Here is a 14601-nt window from a genome sequence, read left to right on the forward strand (position 1 = left end):
GCCCGGCCGCTCCCGCTCCAGCCGCCCGGGGGCAGGGCGTCGGCCAGCTCGGCGCAGAGGCCGGCGACGCGGGCCTTCAGCTCCGCGTCGAACATCCGCCCGACCATGACCATGCCGCCGGAGAACCACTGGCCCATGCCGCCGAGCTCCGGGTGGTCGAACTGCGCCATCGTGCCGTTGCCGGCCTCCAGCGCCCGCATCAGATGGCGCACCGCTTCGAGGCTGACGCCGTGGCGATCCGCCACGATCTGCAGCCCGGAGGCGTGGTCGGGGCCCTCGTCGTTGTGTGCCTCAAGGGTCATGCGGGCTGCTCCGGGGGACGCGATGCGCCGAGGCGCTGCTGGGGGCCGCGTGTGCCGGGCCTCGCGCCCGGGGCGAGCCCGCACTATGCCGCGGTCGGCGGAGCGGTGGAAGAACCCGGGCTGCGCAAAAATGCCAGGCCCGCGAACGGTTTCCGCCCGAACCTTCGGCACCCCTCGCTGCGCTGCAAAAATTTCGCGCACGGCGGAGCTTCGCCCACGGACGCACGTTCACAAAATGGCCCGGGGGCCCCGCTGCCGAGCGTCAGGCAGCGGTCGTCGTGATGCGGCCCCGGCCGCCGGAGTGAACATGGCCGACCATAACCGCTACGCAGCCTCGACCCGTCCCGTTCGTTCGCGCATCCAGGAAGGCAAGCCCTATCCCCGCGGCGCGACCTGGGACGGCCTCGGCGTGAACTTCGCCGTCTTCTCCGCCCATGCGACCAAGGTCGAGCTCTGCCTGTTCGACGAGTCCGGCGAGAAGGAGATCGAGCGGATCGCGCTGCCCGAATACACCGACGAGGTCTGGCACGGGTACCTGCCCGACGCGCGCCCCGGCACGATCTACGGCTACCGCGTCCACGGCCCCTACGAGCCCAAGGCCGGGCACCGCTTCAACCACAACAAGCTGCTGATCGACCCCTACGCCAAGGGGCTCGTCGGCTCGATCACCTGGAACCCGGCCCTGTTCGGCTACCAGATGGAGACCGGCGACGACCTGACCTTCGACGAGCGCGACAGCGCGCCGTTCACCCGTCGCAGCCAGGTCATCGACCCGGCCTTCACCTGGGGCGCCTACCGCAAGCCGAACATCCCCTGGGAGAAGACCATCATCTACGAGGCCCACGTGAAGGGCCTGACCAAGAACCATCCGCGGGTGTCCGAGCGCCTGCGCGGCACCTATGCGGGCCTCGGCAACCCCGACGTGCTCGACTACATCAAGAGCCTCGGCGTCACCGCGGTGGAGCTGCTGCCGGTCCACGCCTTCGTGCAGGACGACTACCTGCAGGAAAAGAACCTGGTCAATTACTGGGGCTACAACACGATCTCGTTCTTCACCCCCGCGCGGCGCTACGCGGCGGTGCCGGACTTCGCCTTCTCCGAGTTCAAGGAGATGGTCGCGCGCCTGCACGGCGCCGGCCTCGAGGTGATCCTCGACGTGGTCTACAACCACACCGCCGAGGGCAACGAGAAGGGCCCAACCCTGTCGTTCAAGGGGATCGACAACGCCTCCTACTACCGGCTGCTGCCGGGGCAGGAGCGCTACTACATCAACGACACCGGCACCGGGAACACCTTCAACCTCTCGCATCCGCGCGTGCTGCAACTCGTCATGGACAGCCTGCGCTACTGGGCGACCGAGATGCGCGTCGACGGCTTCCGCTTCGACCTCGCCACCATCCTGGGCCGCGAGCCGCACGGCTTCGACGAGGGCGGCGGCTTCCTCGACGCCTGCCGCCAGGACCCGGTGCTGAACGACGTGAAGCTCATCGCCGAGCCGTGGGATTGCGGCCCGGGCGGCTACCAGGTCGGCGGCTTCCCGCCGGGCTGGGCCGAGTGGAACGACCGCTTCCGCGACGACGTCCGCGGCTACTGGAAGGGCGACGAGGGCCTGCTGCCCGATCTTGCCAACCGCATCACCGGCTCGGCCGACAAGTTCAACAAGCGCGGGCGCAAGCCCTGGGCCTCGGTGAACTTCCTCACCGCGCATGACGGCTTCACCCTGCACGACACGGTCGCCTACAATGACAAGCACAACGAGGCCAACGGCGAGAACAACCGCGACGGCCATTCTCACAACCTCTCGTACAATTACGGCGTCGAGGGACCGACCGACGACCCGGCGATCCGCGCCGTGCGCCTGCGCCAGATGCGCAACATGCTGGCGACCCTGTTCCTGTCGCACGGCACGCCGATGCTGCTGGCCGGCGACGAGTTCGCGCGAACGCAGAAGGGCAACAACAACGCCTACTGCCAGGACAACGAGGTGTCGTGGATCGACTGGGGGGCGATCGGCGCCGAGGAGCGCGATCTCGCCGAGTTCACCCAACGCCTGATCCTGCTGCGCAACGCGCTGCCGATCCTGAGCCGCGGCCGCTTCCTCACGGGCCGGTACGACGAGGATTTCGGCGTCAAGGACGTGACCTGGCTGCGCCCGGACGGGGCCGAGATGGGGTCCGAGAACTGGACCGACGGTGGCGCGCGTTCGCTCGCGGTGCTGCTCGACGGGCGGGCCCAGGCGACCGGCGTTCACCGCCGCGGCGGCGATGCCACCCTGCTCATCATGTACAACGCCTACCACGACCTCGTGCAGTTCACCCTGCCGGAGTCGGTCGGCGGATCGGCCTGGACGCGCCTGCTCGACACCAACCTGCCCGACAGCCAAGAGATCGCGAGCTTCGCCTCAGGCGAGCGCTACGACGTCACCGGCCGCTCGATGCTGATGTTCGTGCTGAAGCCGGACGACACGCCCGGCGACGCGGTAACGGAGATGGAGCGGTCCTACCAGCACGTGATGCAGGCCTTCGAGCGGGCCAACATCCACGAGGTCCACTTCCACCTCGACGAATCCGATCGCTGATTTCGGCGTCTTCCCCTCGGGCGGACGATCTGCCACGAGGGGCTGAATACAAAAATCGGACGATCGCGGGCCGCCGTGCGTTGGGTATCGACGCGCGGCGGCGACGCGTCTGACGGTCATGCGTCGAGGGATCCATCATCCATGCCCAAGATACTGCTGGTCGAAGATCACGAGGAGATCTGGGATTTCCTGTCCCGCCGGCTCAAGCGTCGCGGGTACGAGGTGATCCTGGCCCATGACGGCGAGGCCGGGGTGCAGCAGGCGCGCTCGGGGCGCCCCGACGTGATCCTGCTCGACATGAACCTGCCGATCCTCGACGGCTGGTCGGCGGCGCGCGCGCTGAAGTCCGGCAGCGACACCCGCGGCATCCCGATCATCGCGCTCACCGCCCACGCCATGTCGGGCGACCGCGACAAGGCGATCCAGGCCGGCTGCGACGACTACCACCCGAAGCCCGTCGATTTCTCGAAGCTGCTCAGCCAGATCAGCGCGGCTTTGGGCGAGACGGCGTCGGCCTGAGGCGGGCCATTCTTCCCTCCCCCTGGAGCGGGGGAGGGTGGGCCTCGCGTCGGCGAGGGTCGGGAGAGGGGAGCGACCTTTCCGGACAACGCGCTCCCTTCTCCCGACCCGCTTCGCGGGCCACCCTCTCCCGCAGGGGGGAGGGAAGAGGCGGCGGCGGACTTCAGCGTAACCGGAGCGTAATCCCATGAGCGACGATCCCGTCACCGCGCAGCGCCTCAAGAACGGCCTGCCGGTCTTCGTCGCGCTGGCCTCGTTCCTCCTCGTCGTCGCGGTGATGGCGGCGCTGTATTTCGGGCGCGACATCCTCGTTCCGGTGACGCTGGCGATCCTGCTGAGCTTCGTCCTGGTACCGGCGGTGCGCCTGCTCGGGCATATCCGCGTGCCGCGGGTGCCGGCGGTGCTGCTCGTCGTCGTGGTGGTGTTCGGCGCGCTGTTCGGGATCGGAACCCTGATCGCGCGCGAGGGCGGCCAGCTCGTGTCCGACCTGCCGCGCTATTCCCTGGTGATGCAGGACAAGATCAAGTCCCTGCGCGGGGCGACCGCCGACACCGGCACGCTGTCGCGGATCGTCGACGTGTTCCAGGACCTGAGCGCGACGCTGTCGCCGCCGCCTCCGCCCGAGCTGAAGGGCGATCCGGGCACCGCCGGGCATCCGCTCACCGTCGAGATCCGCGCGGCGCGGGCCGGCTTCGTCGAGAACCTCCAGACCTTCGCCGGGCCGATCCTGCACCCGCTGGCCACCACCGGCCTGATCCTGATCTTCACGATCTTCATCCTGCTCCAGCGCGAGGACCTGCGGAACCGGATGATCCGGCTGGCCGGCGGCTCGGGCGACCTGCGCCGCACCACCGCGGCGATCGACGACGCGGCGCGCCGCCTCAGCCGGTTCTTCCTGGCGCAGCTCGCCCTCAACGTCGCCTTCGGCGTGGTGATCGGCGTCGGGCTGTGGCTGATCGGCGTGCCGAGCCCGACCCTGTTCGGGGTGCTCGCGGCGATCCTGCGCTTCGTGCCCTATATCGGCGCCGCGATCAGCGCCCTGCTGCCGCTGGTGCTGGCGGCCTCGGTCGATCCGGGCTGGACCATGGTGATCGCCACTGCGGCCCTGTTCCTGGTGGTCGAGCCGATCGCCGGCCACGTGATCGAGCCGCTGCTCTACGGGCACTCCACCGGGCTCTCGCCGATCGCGGTCATTCTCTCGGCGACGATCTGGACCTTCCTGTGGGGGCCGATCGGCCTCGTGCTCGCCACCCCGCTCACCGTCTGCCTCGTCGTGCTCGGCCGCCACGTCGACCGGCTCTGGTATCTCGACGTGCTGCTCGGCGACCAGCCGGCGCTCGATCCGCCGGAAATCTTCTACCAGCGCATGCTCGCCAACGACCCGGCCGAGGCGATCGACCAGGGCCGGCAGTTCCTCAAGGAGCGGGCGCTCGTCACCTACTACGACGAGGTCGTGCTCGCCGGCCTCAGGCTGGCGCAGGAGGACCTGTCGCGCGGGACGCTCGACCGGGAGCGCCAGGGCGAGGTCGGCGCCGCGATCCGCACCGTGGTCGCGCGGCTCGGCACCACGCCGGTGGCCCGGCGCCCCGGCAGGGGCAAGGCCCGCACCGGGAGCTCCGAGGCCGCCGCCGCCGTCGCCGCGGCGGGGCCGGACCGCAAGGTCGCCGCCGTCGTGCTCAAGCCCTCGGACCTCGCGCCGGCCTGGCGCGGCGCGGTGCCGGTGCTCTGCGTCTCGAGCCGCGGCCCGTTCGACGAGGCGGCGACGCTGATGCTGAGCCAGACCCTCGACCGCCACGGCCTGCGCTCCGAGGTGATCGCGATGTCCGCGATCCGCGCCGGCGCGCGGCCGAAGGATGTCGGCAGCCTGGCGATGATCTGCTTCTCCTATCTCGAGCCGGTGAGCCTGTCGCAGATCCGCTTCACCGTGCGGCAGGCGCGCGCCGCGGTGCCGGGCGTCAGCGTCCTCGTCGGGTTCTGGGGCGAGCGCGATCCCGCCACCCTCGATCGCCTGCGCCGGGCGACCTCGGCCGACTTCCTGGTCACGACGCTCAACGACGCGATCGAGAACGCAATCGCGGTCTCGCGCATGCCGGCGGCGGCGCCGGCGCATCCGGCCGCGCGATCCGAGCCCCGCTTGCCGCAGGCCGCCGAGTAGCGGCGGCGGTCGACGATGTGGGCGACGTCGTGCACCGGCCGGCGCGACGGCTGGGCGGCGAAGCGGGTTTTCACGCCTTCGCCGATGCGCGAGACCGGCTCGCCGGGCGGTATCCGCGCTTTCGGCTTCGGCGCGAGCCTGACCTTCGCCAGAATGCCGGGATCGCCCGGGCGCCCCCTGGCGTTATCGCGGTGGTGTCGATCCGGATCGTGCGCCAGAACGCTTTTGCGCAGGCGCAGCGACTCGCCGGCGTCGAACGAAGCGATGGAGCGGCCGACCGATGCCGAAGGATGAGACCCCGTCGACATGACCCAGACGCCCGAGACACCGCCGACCGGCCGCACCACCCGTGTCGGCACCGGGTCCGTCTCCGCCATGTCGGACCCGCGCAACGAGATCTTCTTCGCGGCCGTCGAGACGACCCGCATGCCGATGACGGTGACGGACCCGCGCCAGTCCGACAACCCGATCATCTTCGCCAACAACGCCTTCATCGCGATGTCCGGCTACAGCCGCGAGGAGATCGTCGGCCGCAACTGCCGCTTCCTGCAGGGACCGGAGACCGACCGCGAGGCGGTCGCGCAGGTGCGCGCGGCGATCGACGAGCGGCGCGAGTACAGCACCGAGATCCTGAACTACCGCAAGGACGGCTCGACCTTCTGGAACGCGCTGTTCGTCTCGCCGCTTTACGACACCGCGGGGGAGCTGCTGTACTTCTTCGCCTCGCAGCTCGACGTGTCGCGCCGCCGCGACGCCGAGGAGGCCCTGGGCCAGGCCCAGAAGATGGAGGCGCTCGGCCAGCTCACCGGCGGCATCGCGCACGATTTCAACAACCTGCTCCAGGTCATCGTCGGCTACGTCGACATCCTCAGCGCCGGGCTCGAGAAGCCGGATGCCGACAAGGGCCGCCTCGGGCGTGCCGCCGACAACATCCGCCAGGCCGCGCAGCGCGCCACGACGCTGACGCAGCAGCTCCTCGCCTTCTCGCGCAAGCAGCGGCTGGAAGGCCGCGCGGTCAACCTCAACGCCCTGATCGAGGGCATGCGCGACATGGTCGCCCGCTCCGTCGGCGAGGCGATCACCGTGGACTACGACCCGGCGCCGGACCTGTGGAACTGCCGGGTCGACCCGACCCAGGCCGAGGTCGCGCTGCTCAATGTGATGATCAACGCCCGCGACGCGATGCCGGAGGGCGGCCGCATCCGCATCGTCACCGAGAACCTCGACGTGTCCGAGCGCGACATCACCGGGACCGGCCCCTTGCGCGCCGGCCGCTACGTCCGGGTCTCGATCACCGACACCGGCACCGGCATGCCGCCCTCGGTGCTGGCGCGGGTGATGGACCCGTTCTTCACCACCAAGGAGGAGGGCAAGGGTACCGGGCTCGGCCTCTCGATGGTCTACGGCTTCGCCAAGCAGTCGGGCGGCGCGGCCCAGATCGAATCGGTCCAGGGGGAGGGCACCACCGTGCGCCTGTCGTTCCCGGTGACCGAGACCGGGGTGAAGGAGGCGCCGAAGCCGGCGGCCCGCGCCATCGAGCGCCAGGGCACCGAGACCATCCTGATCGTCGACGACCGCGAGGACGTGGCCGAGCTCGCCCGGACGATCCTGCGCGACTTCGGCTACGTCACGCTGATGGCCGGGAACGGGCGCGAAGCCCTGGAGATCCTCGACGGCAACGACCGCATCGACATGATCTTCACCGACCTGATCATGCCCGGCGGCATGAACGGGGTGATGCTCGCCCGCGAGGCGCGGCGCCGGCAGCCGCGGCTCAAGGTGCTGCTCACCACCGGCTACGCCGAGGCGAGCCTGGAGCGAACCGACGCGGGGGGATCCGAGTTCGACGTGTTGAACAAGCCCTACCGCCGCACGGACCTGATCCGTCGCGTGCGCGCCGTCCTCGACGGGCCGACCGGGACCGGCTGAGGACGCTGCGCCGGCGGACGGGTGAATCGGGCGGAGACGCGAGGTCGATCATGCCGCAGGGCGACAAGGGCAAGTACACCGACAAGCAGGTGCGGAAGGCCGAGCACATCGCCGACTCGTACGAGAAGCGCGGCGTGCCCGAGGAGGCGGCCGAGGCCCGCGCCTGGGCGACGGTCAACAAGGACGACGGCGGCGGCAAGAAGCCCGGCGGCTCCGGCCGGGGCAAGGCCACCGGCCACCCGGCGGCGCATGCGGGCGGGGAGAAGGGCGGCAAGGCCGGCGGCAAGGCCTCGGCCGCGCGCACGCCGGAAGAGCGCTCCGCCTCCGCCAGGAAGGCGGCCGCCACCCGCAAGGCGAATCGCGGCGGCTGACCCCTGCTGCCGGCGGCGGTCGCCAAACGGCGGCGATCCGGCTACCCTCCGACGAGCGCTCGCGGACCTGGTTGGCCAAAAGTCCAACTTGCCAAGGCCTCCCAACTGGCTTTGGCTGCGATCGGCCAGCGAGAAGCCGAAAAAGGCCGGCACGCCATGCCGGAACCGCACGGAGGAACAGCACCATGAACAAGCCGGAATTCCTGGCCGACGCCAAGACCAAGTCGCCGTTCTCGGCCCGCTACGACAACTTCATCGGCGGGCAGTGGGTCGCGCCGGCGAACGGCCGCTACTTCGAGAACACCTCGCCGATCACCGGCCGGGTCATCTGCGAGGTCGCCCGCTCGGACGCGCAGGACGTGGAGAAGGCGCTCGACGCCGCCCACGCCGCCAAGGACGCCTGGGGCCGCACCTCGGCCGGCGAGCGAGCCCGAATCCTAAACAAGATCGCCGACCGGATGGAGGAGAACCTCGACCTGATCGCGCTGGCCGAGACCTGGGACAACGGCAAGCCGATCCGCGAGACGGTGAACGCCGACATCCCGCTCGCCATCGACCACTTCCGCTACTTCGCCGGCTGCATCCGCGCCCAGGAAGGCGGCATCTCCGAGATCGACCACGACACGGTCGCCTACCACTTCCACGAGCCGCTGGGCGTCGTCGGCCAGATCATCCCGTGGAACTTCCCGATCCTGATGGCGGTGTGGAAGGTCGCCCCGGCGCTCGCCGCCGGCAACTGCATCGTGCTGAAGCCGGCCGAGCAGACCCCGGCCTCGATCCTCGTGGTGCTGGAGCTGATCGCCGACCTGCTGCCGCCGGGCACGCTCAACGTCATCAACGGCTTCGGCCTGGAATGCGGCAAGCCGCTCGCCTCCTCGCCCCGCATCGCCAAGATCGCCTTCACCGGCGAGACGACGACGGGCCGGTTGATCATGCAGTACGCCTCGCAGAACCTGATCCCGGTGACGCTGGAGCTCGGCGGCAAGTCGCCGAACATCTTCTTCGCGGACGTGGCCAACGAGGACGACGACTTCTTCGACAAGGCGCTCGAAGGCTTCACCATGTTCGCCCTCAACCAGGGCGAGGTCTGCACCTGCCCGAGCCGCGCGCTCGTGCACGAGTCGATCTACGACCGGTTCATGGAGCGCGCGGTCAAGCGCGTCGAGGCGATCACCCAGGGCTCGCCCCTCGATCCCACGACGATGATCGGCGCGCAGGCCTCGTCCGAGCAGATGGAGAAGATCCTCTCCTACATCGACATCGGCCGGCAGGAGGGCGCGCAGGTGCTCACCGGCGGCGCGCGCAACGTGAAGGACGGCGATCTGGCCGACGGCTTCTACGTGCAGCCGACGGTGCTCCAGGGCCACAACAAGATGCGGATCTTCCAGGAGGAGATCTTCGGGCCGGTGCTCTCGGTGACGACCTTCAAGGACGACGCCGACGCGCTCGCCATCGCCAACGACACGCTCTACGGCCTCGGCGCCGGCGTGTGGACCCGCGACGGCACCCGCGCCTACCGCTTCGGCCGCTCGATCCAGGCCGGCCGCGTCTGGACCAACTGCTACCACGCCTACCCGGCCCACGCGGCCTTCGGCGGCTACAAGCAGTCCGGCATCGGCCGCGAGAACCATCGCATGATGCTCGACCACTACCAGCAGACCAAGAACATGCTGGTGAGCTACTCGGCCAAGAAGCTCGGCTTCTTTTAGGCCTGCGAGAAACCGCCCCGGCCGCCAAGGCCGGGGCTTCGGTCTCGACCGCAAGACGACGTCGCCCGAGACGACCTTGCCCCGGCCCGCAACGGCCGGGGCTTTTTGCCGGTGCCGATCGCCGCCCGGCGCGGGCCCCCTGCATTTCGGCGCGGCGCGATCCACATAGGATCGAGCCGGGCGATCACGGCGAACGGGAGCGACGCATGACGGAGACCGCGACGACCGAGACCACCGCCGAGCAGGCCGGCGTCGACGGCACGCCGTTGCGGGTCACCGCGACGCCCGCCGCCCTCGAGCTGATCGCGGAGCTGCGGGCCGAGCACGGCCCGGTGATGTTCCATCAGTCGGGCGGGTGCTGCGACGGCTCCTCCCCGATGTGCTACGGCGTCGGCGACTTCATCACCGGCGACGGCGACGTCCATCTCGGGCAGGTCGGCGGCGCGGACTTCTACATCAGCCGCCCGCAATTCGCGGTCTGGAAGCACACCCACATCATGCTCGACGTGGTGCCCGGGCGCGGCGGCATGTTCTCCCTCGAGAACGGCCGCGAGAAGCGCTTCCACATCCGCTCGCGCCTGTTCACCGCAGCCGAGAACGCGGCCCTCGACAGCGTCTGCAAGCTCTGAGCGCCGCCGCCGGTCCGCGCGGGCTCAGCGCGCCTCGGACCGGTCGCCGGCCAGCCTTTCGGCGCGGGTGCGCTCGTCGGCGGTGAGCCCGGCGAGCGCCTGGTCGAGCCAGGCATCCGACAGCCCCTGTCCGGCCGCCGTGAGGTTCCAGGCCGCGGCCTCGACCGGGTTTTTCGGCACGCCGCGCCCGGTGGCGTAGAGCCGTGCGACGCGGTTCTGGGCGATGGCGTTGCCGCGGGCGGCCGCGTGCAGGAAGTAGCGGGCGGCGCGTCCCTCGTCCTTCGGCAAGCCCTTGCCGTTGAACAGCAGAATCGCGAACTCGACCTCCCCGGCGAGGTCGCCGTTGTCGGCCGCCCGCCGGAACAGCTCGGCCGCCTTGGTCGCGTCCTGCGGCACGCCGCGGCCCTGCAGGTAGAGCACCCCGAGATCGTGCTGGGCCGGGCCGATCTCGCCGTCGGCGGCCTTGCGGAACATCGTCGCCGCCCGCGCCAGGTCGGCCTCGCTGCCGCTGCCGAGCAGCAGCAGCGCGAAGTTGTAGGCCGCGGTCGGCGAGCCGTGCTCGGCCGCCTGCTCCAGCCAGCGCCGGCCGGCCTTCGGGTCCTTGGGCACGCCGCGCCCGTCGAGGGACATCAGCCCGAGCGAGGACATCGCCCCGGGCTCGCCCTGCGCCGCGGCGAGGCGGTACCAGTCGGCGGCCTTCACCGGATCCGGCTTGATGCCGAGGCCCTGGTTGTACAACTCGCCGAGCAGCGTCATCGCCGCCGCGTCCTTGCGGTCGGCCTCGATCCGCTTCGTCGCCTCCCGGAACGCGGTCACGTACTGCCCGCGCTGATAGGCGCCGTAGGCGAAGTCCGGCGTGCGGTCGGTCGGCGGCGGGCGGGCGCCGCCGGAATAGCCGATGGTGTAGGGGGTCGGCAGCTCGCGCATCGGCGGCTTCACAGGATCGGTGCCGGGCGTCTTGGCCGGCTCGACCGTGCCGGGGGACGCGACGGCGGGGCCGCCGGTGGAGACGGCCCCCCCGGCCATGAGCAACGCGAATCCAAGGGCGCGGAGTCGCCTCACGAGGCGACCTCCGACAGCGACGTCTGCAGCGTCGCGATGCGTGCGGGATCGTCCATCCACAGGCCGCTCTCCAGCCCGACGAACTCGGCGCCGGTGGCCGCGAGCCCGGCGATCTCGGTCTCGGCGCAGGCGACGCCGATGCATGGGGTCTCGAAGATCTCGGCCCACCACGCGGTGCGCTCGCGCACCGCCTCGGGTTCGGCGGCGACGCCGTCCGGGTAGAGGCCGCCGAACATCAGGTAGTCGATGCCCGCCTCGCCCGCATCCATCGCCGCGTGCCGGGTCTCGATCCCGCCCACGCCGAGGATCCGGCCGTCCCGCAGGCGCCCGCGCAGCTCTTGCAGCGTGCCGTCCTCGGGCTTGTCGACGTGGATGCCGTCGGCGCCGCCGCGGGCCGAGACGCTGACGAGGTCGCCCGGGAAGCCCGCCGCGGCGACGACCAGGGCCGCCCCAGCCGCCTGCACGGCGGGGGCGACGCGCTTGACCAGGGCGATCAGGCTGCGCTCGTCGGACGGCGCCAGCCGCAGGATCACCGCGGCCACGTCGCCGGCGCCGCAGGCGCGCTCGAGCGCGGGCAGCAGCGCGTCGACATGCTCGGGCCCGACGCGATGCGGCGTCAGCAGGGTGAGGCGGGGTGCGTCGGTCATGCGCCCTGATACCGCCGCGCAGCGCGTCGGGGAAGCGGAGAGGGACGTTTCAGGGGCTGCGAAGGCGATCGATCCCGCCGTCCTGCGCAGACCTTGTCAGGCCCGCTCGTCATTCCGGGGCTGCGCGAAAGAGCTTGGAATTCGGAACCACAGGGCGCGATCGGTTCGGCTCCGTCGGCGGATCCGGATTCCGGGTTCGCCCTTCGGCGCCCCGGAATGACGGGTATGGGGCGATCGGGTGGAGGTGAACCCTCCGATCGCCTGGAACGAAGACGGGTCGCCTCAGTTCGCGGTGATCTTCGGGTCGAGCGAGCCGTTGGCGTAGCGCTTGGCCATGGCCGAGACCGAGATCGGGCGGATCTTCGAGCCCTGGCCGGCGGTGCCGAACTCCTCGAAGCGCTGCTTGCACAGCTTGGTCATCGCCTCCATGGCGGGCTTGAGGTACTTGCGCGGATCGAACTCGGACGGATTCTCGGCCAGCACCTTCCGGATCTGGCCGGTCAGCGCCATGCGGTTGTCGGTGTCGATGTTGATCTTGCGCACGCCGTGCTTGATCCCGCGCTGGATCTCGGCGACCGGCACGCCCCAGGTCGGCTTCATCTGGCCGCCGTACCGGTTGATGATGTCCTGCAGCTCCTGCGGCACCGAGGACGAGCCGTGCATCACGAGGTGGGTCGTCGGCAGGCGGCGGTGGATCTCCTCGATGACGTTCATCGCGAGCACGTCGCCGTCGGGCTGGCGGGTGAACTTGTAGGCGCCGTGGCTGGTGCCCATCGCGACCGCGAGCGCGTCGACCTTCGTGGCGGCGACGAACTTCACCGCCTCGTCCGGGTCGGTGAGGAGCTGGTCGTGGCTGAGCACCCCTTCCGCGCCGTGGCCGTCCTCGGCCTCGCCCTCGCCGCTCTCGAGGGAGCCGAGCACGCCGAGCTCGCCCTCCACCGAGACGCCGGCCCAGTGCGCCATCTCCGACACCTTGTGGGTGATGCCGACGTTGTAGGCGTAGTCGGCCGGGGTCTTGCCGTCGGCCTTGAGCGACCCGTCCATCATCACCGAGGTGAAGCCGTACTGGATCGCGGTGGCGCAGGTGGCCTCGTCGCTGCCGTGGTCGAGATGCATGCAGACGGGGATGTGCGGGTAGATCTCGACGAGCCCGTCGATGAGCTTGGCCAGGACGATGTCGTTGGCGTAGGCGCGGGCGCCCTTGCTCGCCTGCAGGATCACCGGGGAATCGGTGGCGTCGGCGGCCGCCATGATGGCGAGCCCCTGCTCCATGTTGTTCATGTTGAAGGCCGGCACGCCGTAGCCGTACTCGGCGGCGTGATCGAGAAGCTGCCTCAACGTGATCCGCGCCATCGTCCGTGCTCCGTCTAAGCTCTGTTCGGGTCTGTGGGGGAAGAACGCCGTCACGGCACGCCTGGATCGCGTGGGGCGGCGCGAAATCGTTTCGCGGCTCAGTCCTTGGCGCGCAGCGCCTCGACGCCGGGCAGGGTCTTGCCCTCCAGCCATTCGAGGAAGGCGCCGCCGGCGGTCGAGATGTAGGAGAACCGCTCCGACACGCCGGCATGGTTCAGGGCGGCCACGGTATCGCCGCCGCCGGCGACCGAGACCAGCTTGCCGGCCGTGGTGCGCTCGGCCGCGTGCCGCGCCGCGGCGACCGTGGCGGCATCGAACGGCGTCATCTCGAAGGCGCCGAGCGGGCCGTTCCAGACCAGAGTCGCGGCTTCGTCGATCGCCGCGTCGATCTCGGCGACCGATCTCGGGCCGGCGTCGAGGATCATGCCGCCCTGGGGCACCGCGTCGACGGGCACCGTCTCGTTGGCGGCATTCGCCTTGAACTCGGAGGCGACGACCGCGTCGACCGGCAGGATGATCCGGCATTTCGCGGACTCGGCCGCGGCCAGAATGCGCAGGGCGGTCTCGGCGAGGTCCTTCTCGCACAGCGACTTGCCGACCGCCTTGCCCTGCGCGTGCAGGAAGGTGTTGGCCATGCCGCCGCCGATCACCAGCATGTCGACCTTGGTGACGAGGTTCTCCAGCAGGTCGATCTTCGACGAGACCTTGGCGCCCCCGACGAGCGCGATCACCGGGCGCTTGGGCGCCTCGAGCCCCTTGGTCAGGGCATCGAGCTCGGCCTGCATCAGGCGTCCGGCATAGGCCGGCAGGCGGTGGGCGAGGCCTTCCGTCGAGGCGTGCGCCCGGTGGGCGGCCGAGAACGCCTCGTTGACGTAGACGTCGCCGTTCGTCGCGAGCGCGTCGGCGAAGGCCGCGTCGTTCTTCTCCTCGCCGGCGTGGTAGCGGGTGTTCTCCAGCAGCAGCACGTCGCCGTCCCGCATCGCGGCGACGGCGGTCGCGGCGGCCTCGCCGACGCAATCCTCGGCGAAGGCCACCGGGCTTCCGAGCTTGTCCGACAGGGTGGCGACGACGGGCCAGAGCGAGTCCTTGGCCTCGCGCTTGCCCTTCGGCCGGCCAAAATGGGCGAGCAGCACGACCTTGCCGCCCTGGCCCGCGATCTCGCGGATCGTCGGCACCACGCGCTCGATCCGGGTCGCATCGGTGACGCGGCCGGCCTCCATCGGGACGTTGAGGTCGACGCGGAGCAGGACGCGCTTGCCGGCGAGCGGGCCGGCATCGTCGAGGGTGCGGAAGGCGGTCATGCGGTCGGGCTCCGGTCGGCTTTCGGTCAGCGCGCGGGCGAAGGGG

11 protein-coding genes and 1 pseudogene are annotated in these 14601 nt (G+C 70.5%); 7 read left to right on the plus strand and 5 right to left on the minus strand.

Translation table 11 applies throughout. The features are described from left to right. Positions 1-302 (minus strand): annotated as a pseudogene (locus tag FV227_RS24315) (SHOCT domain-containing protein); the annotation flags it as partial. Positions 303-609: 307 nt separating this feature from the next. Here FV227_RS24315 and glgX point away from each other — a divergent pair. From glgX to FV227_RS24350, 7 genes are all read left to right on the plus strand, one after another. Beyond that, on the plus strand, positions 610-2880 hold the full coding sequence (gene glgX, locus FV227_RS24320; RefSeq protein WP_147728598.1) for a glycogen debranching protein GlgX: 2271 nt from the start codon (positions 610-612) through the stop codon (positions 2878-2880). Positions 2881-3021: 141 nt separating this feature from the next. Next, the gene (locus FV227_RS24325) at positions 3022-3399 is read left to right on the plus strand and encodes a response regulator (RefSeq protein WP_147728597.1); all 378 of its coding nucleotides are present in this window, start codon (positions 3022-3024) and stop codon (positions 3397-3399) included. Positions 3400-3586: 187 nt separating this feature from the next. Further along, entirely contained in the window at positions 3587-5554 is a 1968-nt protein-coding gene (locus FV227_RS24330; protein WP_147860110.1) for an AI-2E family transporter, read from the plus strand. 306 nt (positions 5555-5860) lie between these two features. Beyond that, entirely contained in the window at positions 5861-7483 is a 1623-nt protein-coding gene (locus FV227_RS24335) for a hybrid sensor histidine kinase/response regulator (protein ID WP_147729412.1), read from the plus strand. A gap of 50 nt (positions 7484-7533) precedes the next feature. Further along, a complete protein-coding gene (locus FV227_RS24340; protein WP_147860111.1) occupies positions 7534-7854 on the plus strand; it encodes a plasmid stabilization protein in 321 nt (106 codons plus the stop codon). A 185-nt stretch (positions 7855-8039) separates the two neighbouring features. Then, positions 8040-9563, plus strand: a complete 1524-nt coding sequence (adh, locus tag FV227_RS24345; protein WP_147843501.1) for an aldehyde dehydrogenase — start codon at positions 8040-8042, stop codon at positions 9561-9563. Between the two features lie 206 nt (positions 9564-9769). Beyond that, on the plus strand, positions 9770-10192 hold the full coding sequence (locus FV227_RS24350) for a DUF779 domain-containing protein (protein ID WP_147728081.1): 423 nt from the start codon (positions 9770-9772) through the stop codon (positions 10190-10192). Positions 10193-10216: 24 nt separating this feature from the next. On the opposite strand, the gene FV227_RS24355 is transcribed toward FV227_RS24350, so the two are convergent. The 4 genes from FV227_RS24355 to FV227_RS24370 form a co-directional block, all read right to left on the minus strand. After that, entirely contained in the window at positions 10217-11218 is a 1002-nt protein-coding gene (locus tag FV227_RS24355; RefSeq protein WP_147860112.1) for a tetratricopeptide repeat protein, read from the minus strand. 32 nt (positions 11219-11250) lie between these two features. Continuing rightward, positions 11251-11901, minus strand: a complete 651-nt coding sequence (locus tag FV227_RS24360) for a thiamine phosphate synthase (RefSeq protein WP_147728079.1) — start codon at positions 11899-11901, stop codon at positions 11251-11253. A gap of 282 nt (positions 11902-12183) precedes the next feature. Further along, entirely contained in the window at positions 12184-13254 is a 1071-nt protein-coding gene (fba, locus tag FV227_RS24365) for a class II fructose-bisphosphate aldolase (protein WP_147860113.1), read from the minus strand. 98 nt (positions 13255-13352) lie between these two features. Continuing rightward, positions 13353-14555: a phosphoglycerate kinase gene (locus tag FV227_RS24370; RefSeq protein WP_147728077.1), complete on the minus strand. Its 1203-nt coding sequence runs from the start codon at positions 14553-14555 to the stop codon at positions 13353-13355. Positions 14556-14601 lie beyond the last annotated feature (46 nt).

It is taken from the genome of Methylobacterium sp. WL119 (assembly GCF_008039875.1).
Classification (GTDB): domain Bacteria; phylum Pseudomonadota; class Alphaproteobacteria; order Rhizobiales; family Beijerinckiaceae; genus Methylobacterium.

Excerpts from the sequence above, each read along its gene's own strand:
- glgX (WP_147728598.1), top strand. The coding sequence starts at position 610 with ATGGCCGACCATAACCGCTACGCAGCCTCGACCCGTCCCGTTCGTTCG.
- FV227_RS24340 (WP_147860111.1), top strand. The coding sequence starts at position 7,534 with ATGCCGCAGGGCGACAAGGGCAAGTACACCGACAAGCAGGTGCGGAAG.
- fba (WP_147860113.1), bottom strand. The coding sequence starts at position 13,254 with ATGGCGCGGATCACGTTGAGGCAGCTTCTCGATCACGCCGCCGAGTAC.
- FV227_RS24360 (WP_147728079.1), bottom strand. The coding sequence starts at position 11,901 with ATGACCGACGCACCCCGCCTCACCCTGCTGACGCCGCATCGCGTCGGG.
- FV227_RS24330 (WP_147860110.1), top strand. The coding sequence starts at position 3,587 with ATGAGCGACGATCCCGTCACCGCGCAGCGCCTCAAGAACGGCCTGCCG.
- FV227_RS24350 (WP_147728081.1), top strand. The coding sequence starts at position 9,770 with ATGACGGAGACCGCGACGACCGAGACCACCGCCGAGCAGGCCGGCGTC.
- FV227_RS24335 (WP_147729412.1), top strand. The coding sequence starts at position 5,861 with ATGACCCAGACGCCCGAGACACCGCCGACCGGCCGCACCACCCGTGTC.
- FV227_RS24370 (WP_147728077.1), bottom strand. The coding sequence starts at position 14,555 with ATGACCGCCTTCCGCACCCTCGACGATGCCGGCCCGCTCGCCGGCAAG.
- FV227_RS24325 (WP_147728597.1), top strand. The coding sequence starts at position 3,022 with ATGCCCAAGATACTGCTGGTCGAAGATCACGAGGAGATCTGGGATTTC.
- FV227_RS24355 (WP_147860112.1), bottom strand. The coding sequence starts at position 11,218 with ATGGCCGGGGGGGCCGTCTCCACCGGCGGCCCCGCCGTCGCGTCCCCC.
- adh (WP_147843501.1), top strand. The coding sequence starts at position 8,040 with ATGAACAAGCCGGAATTCCTGGCCGACGCCAAGACCAAGTCGCCGTTC.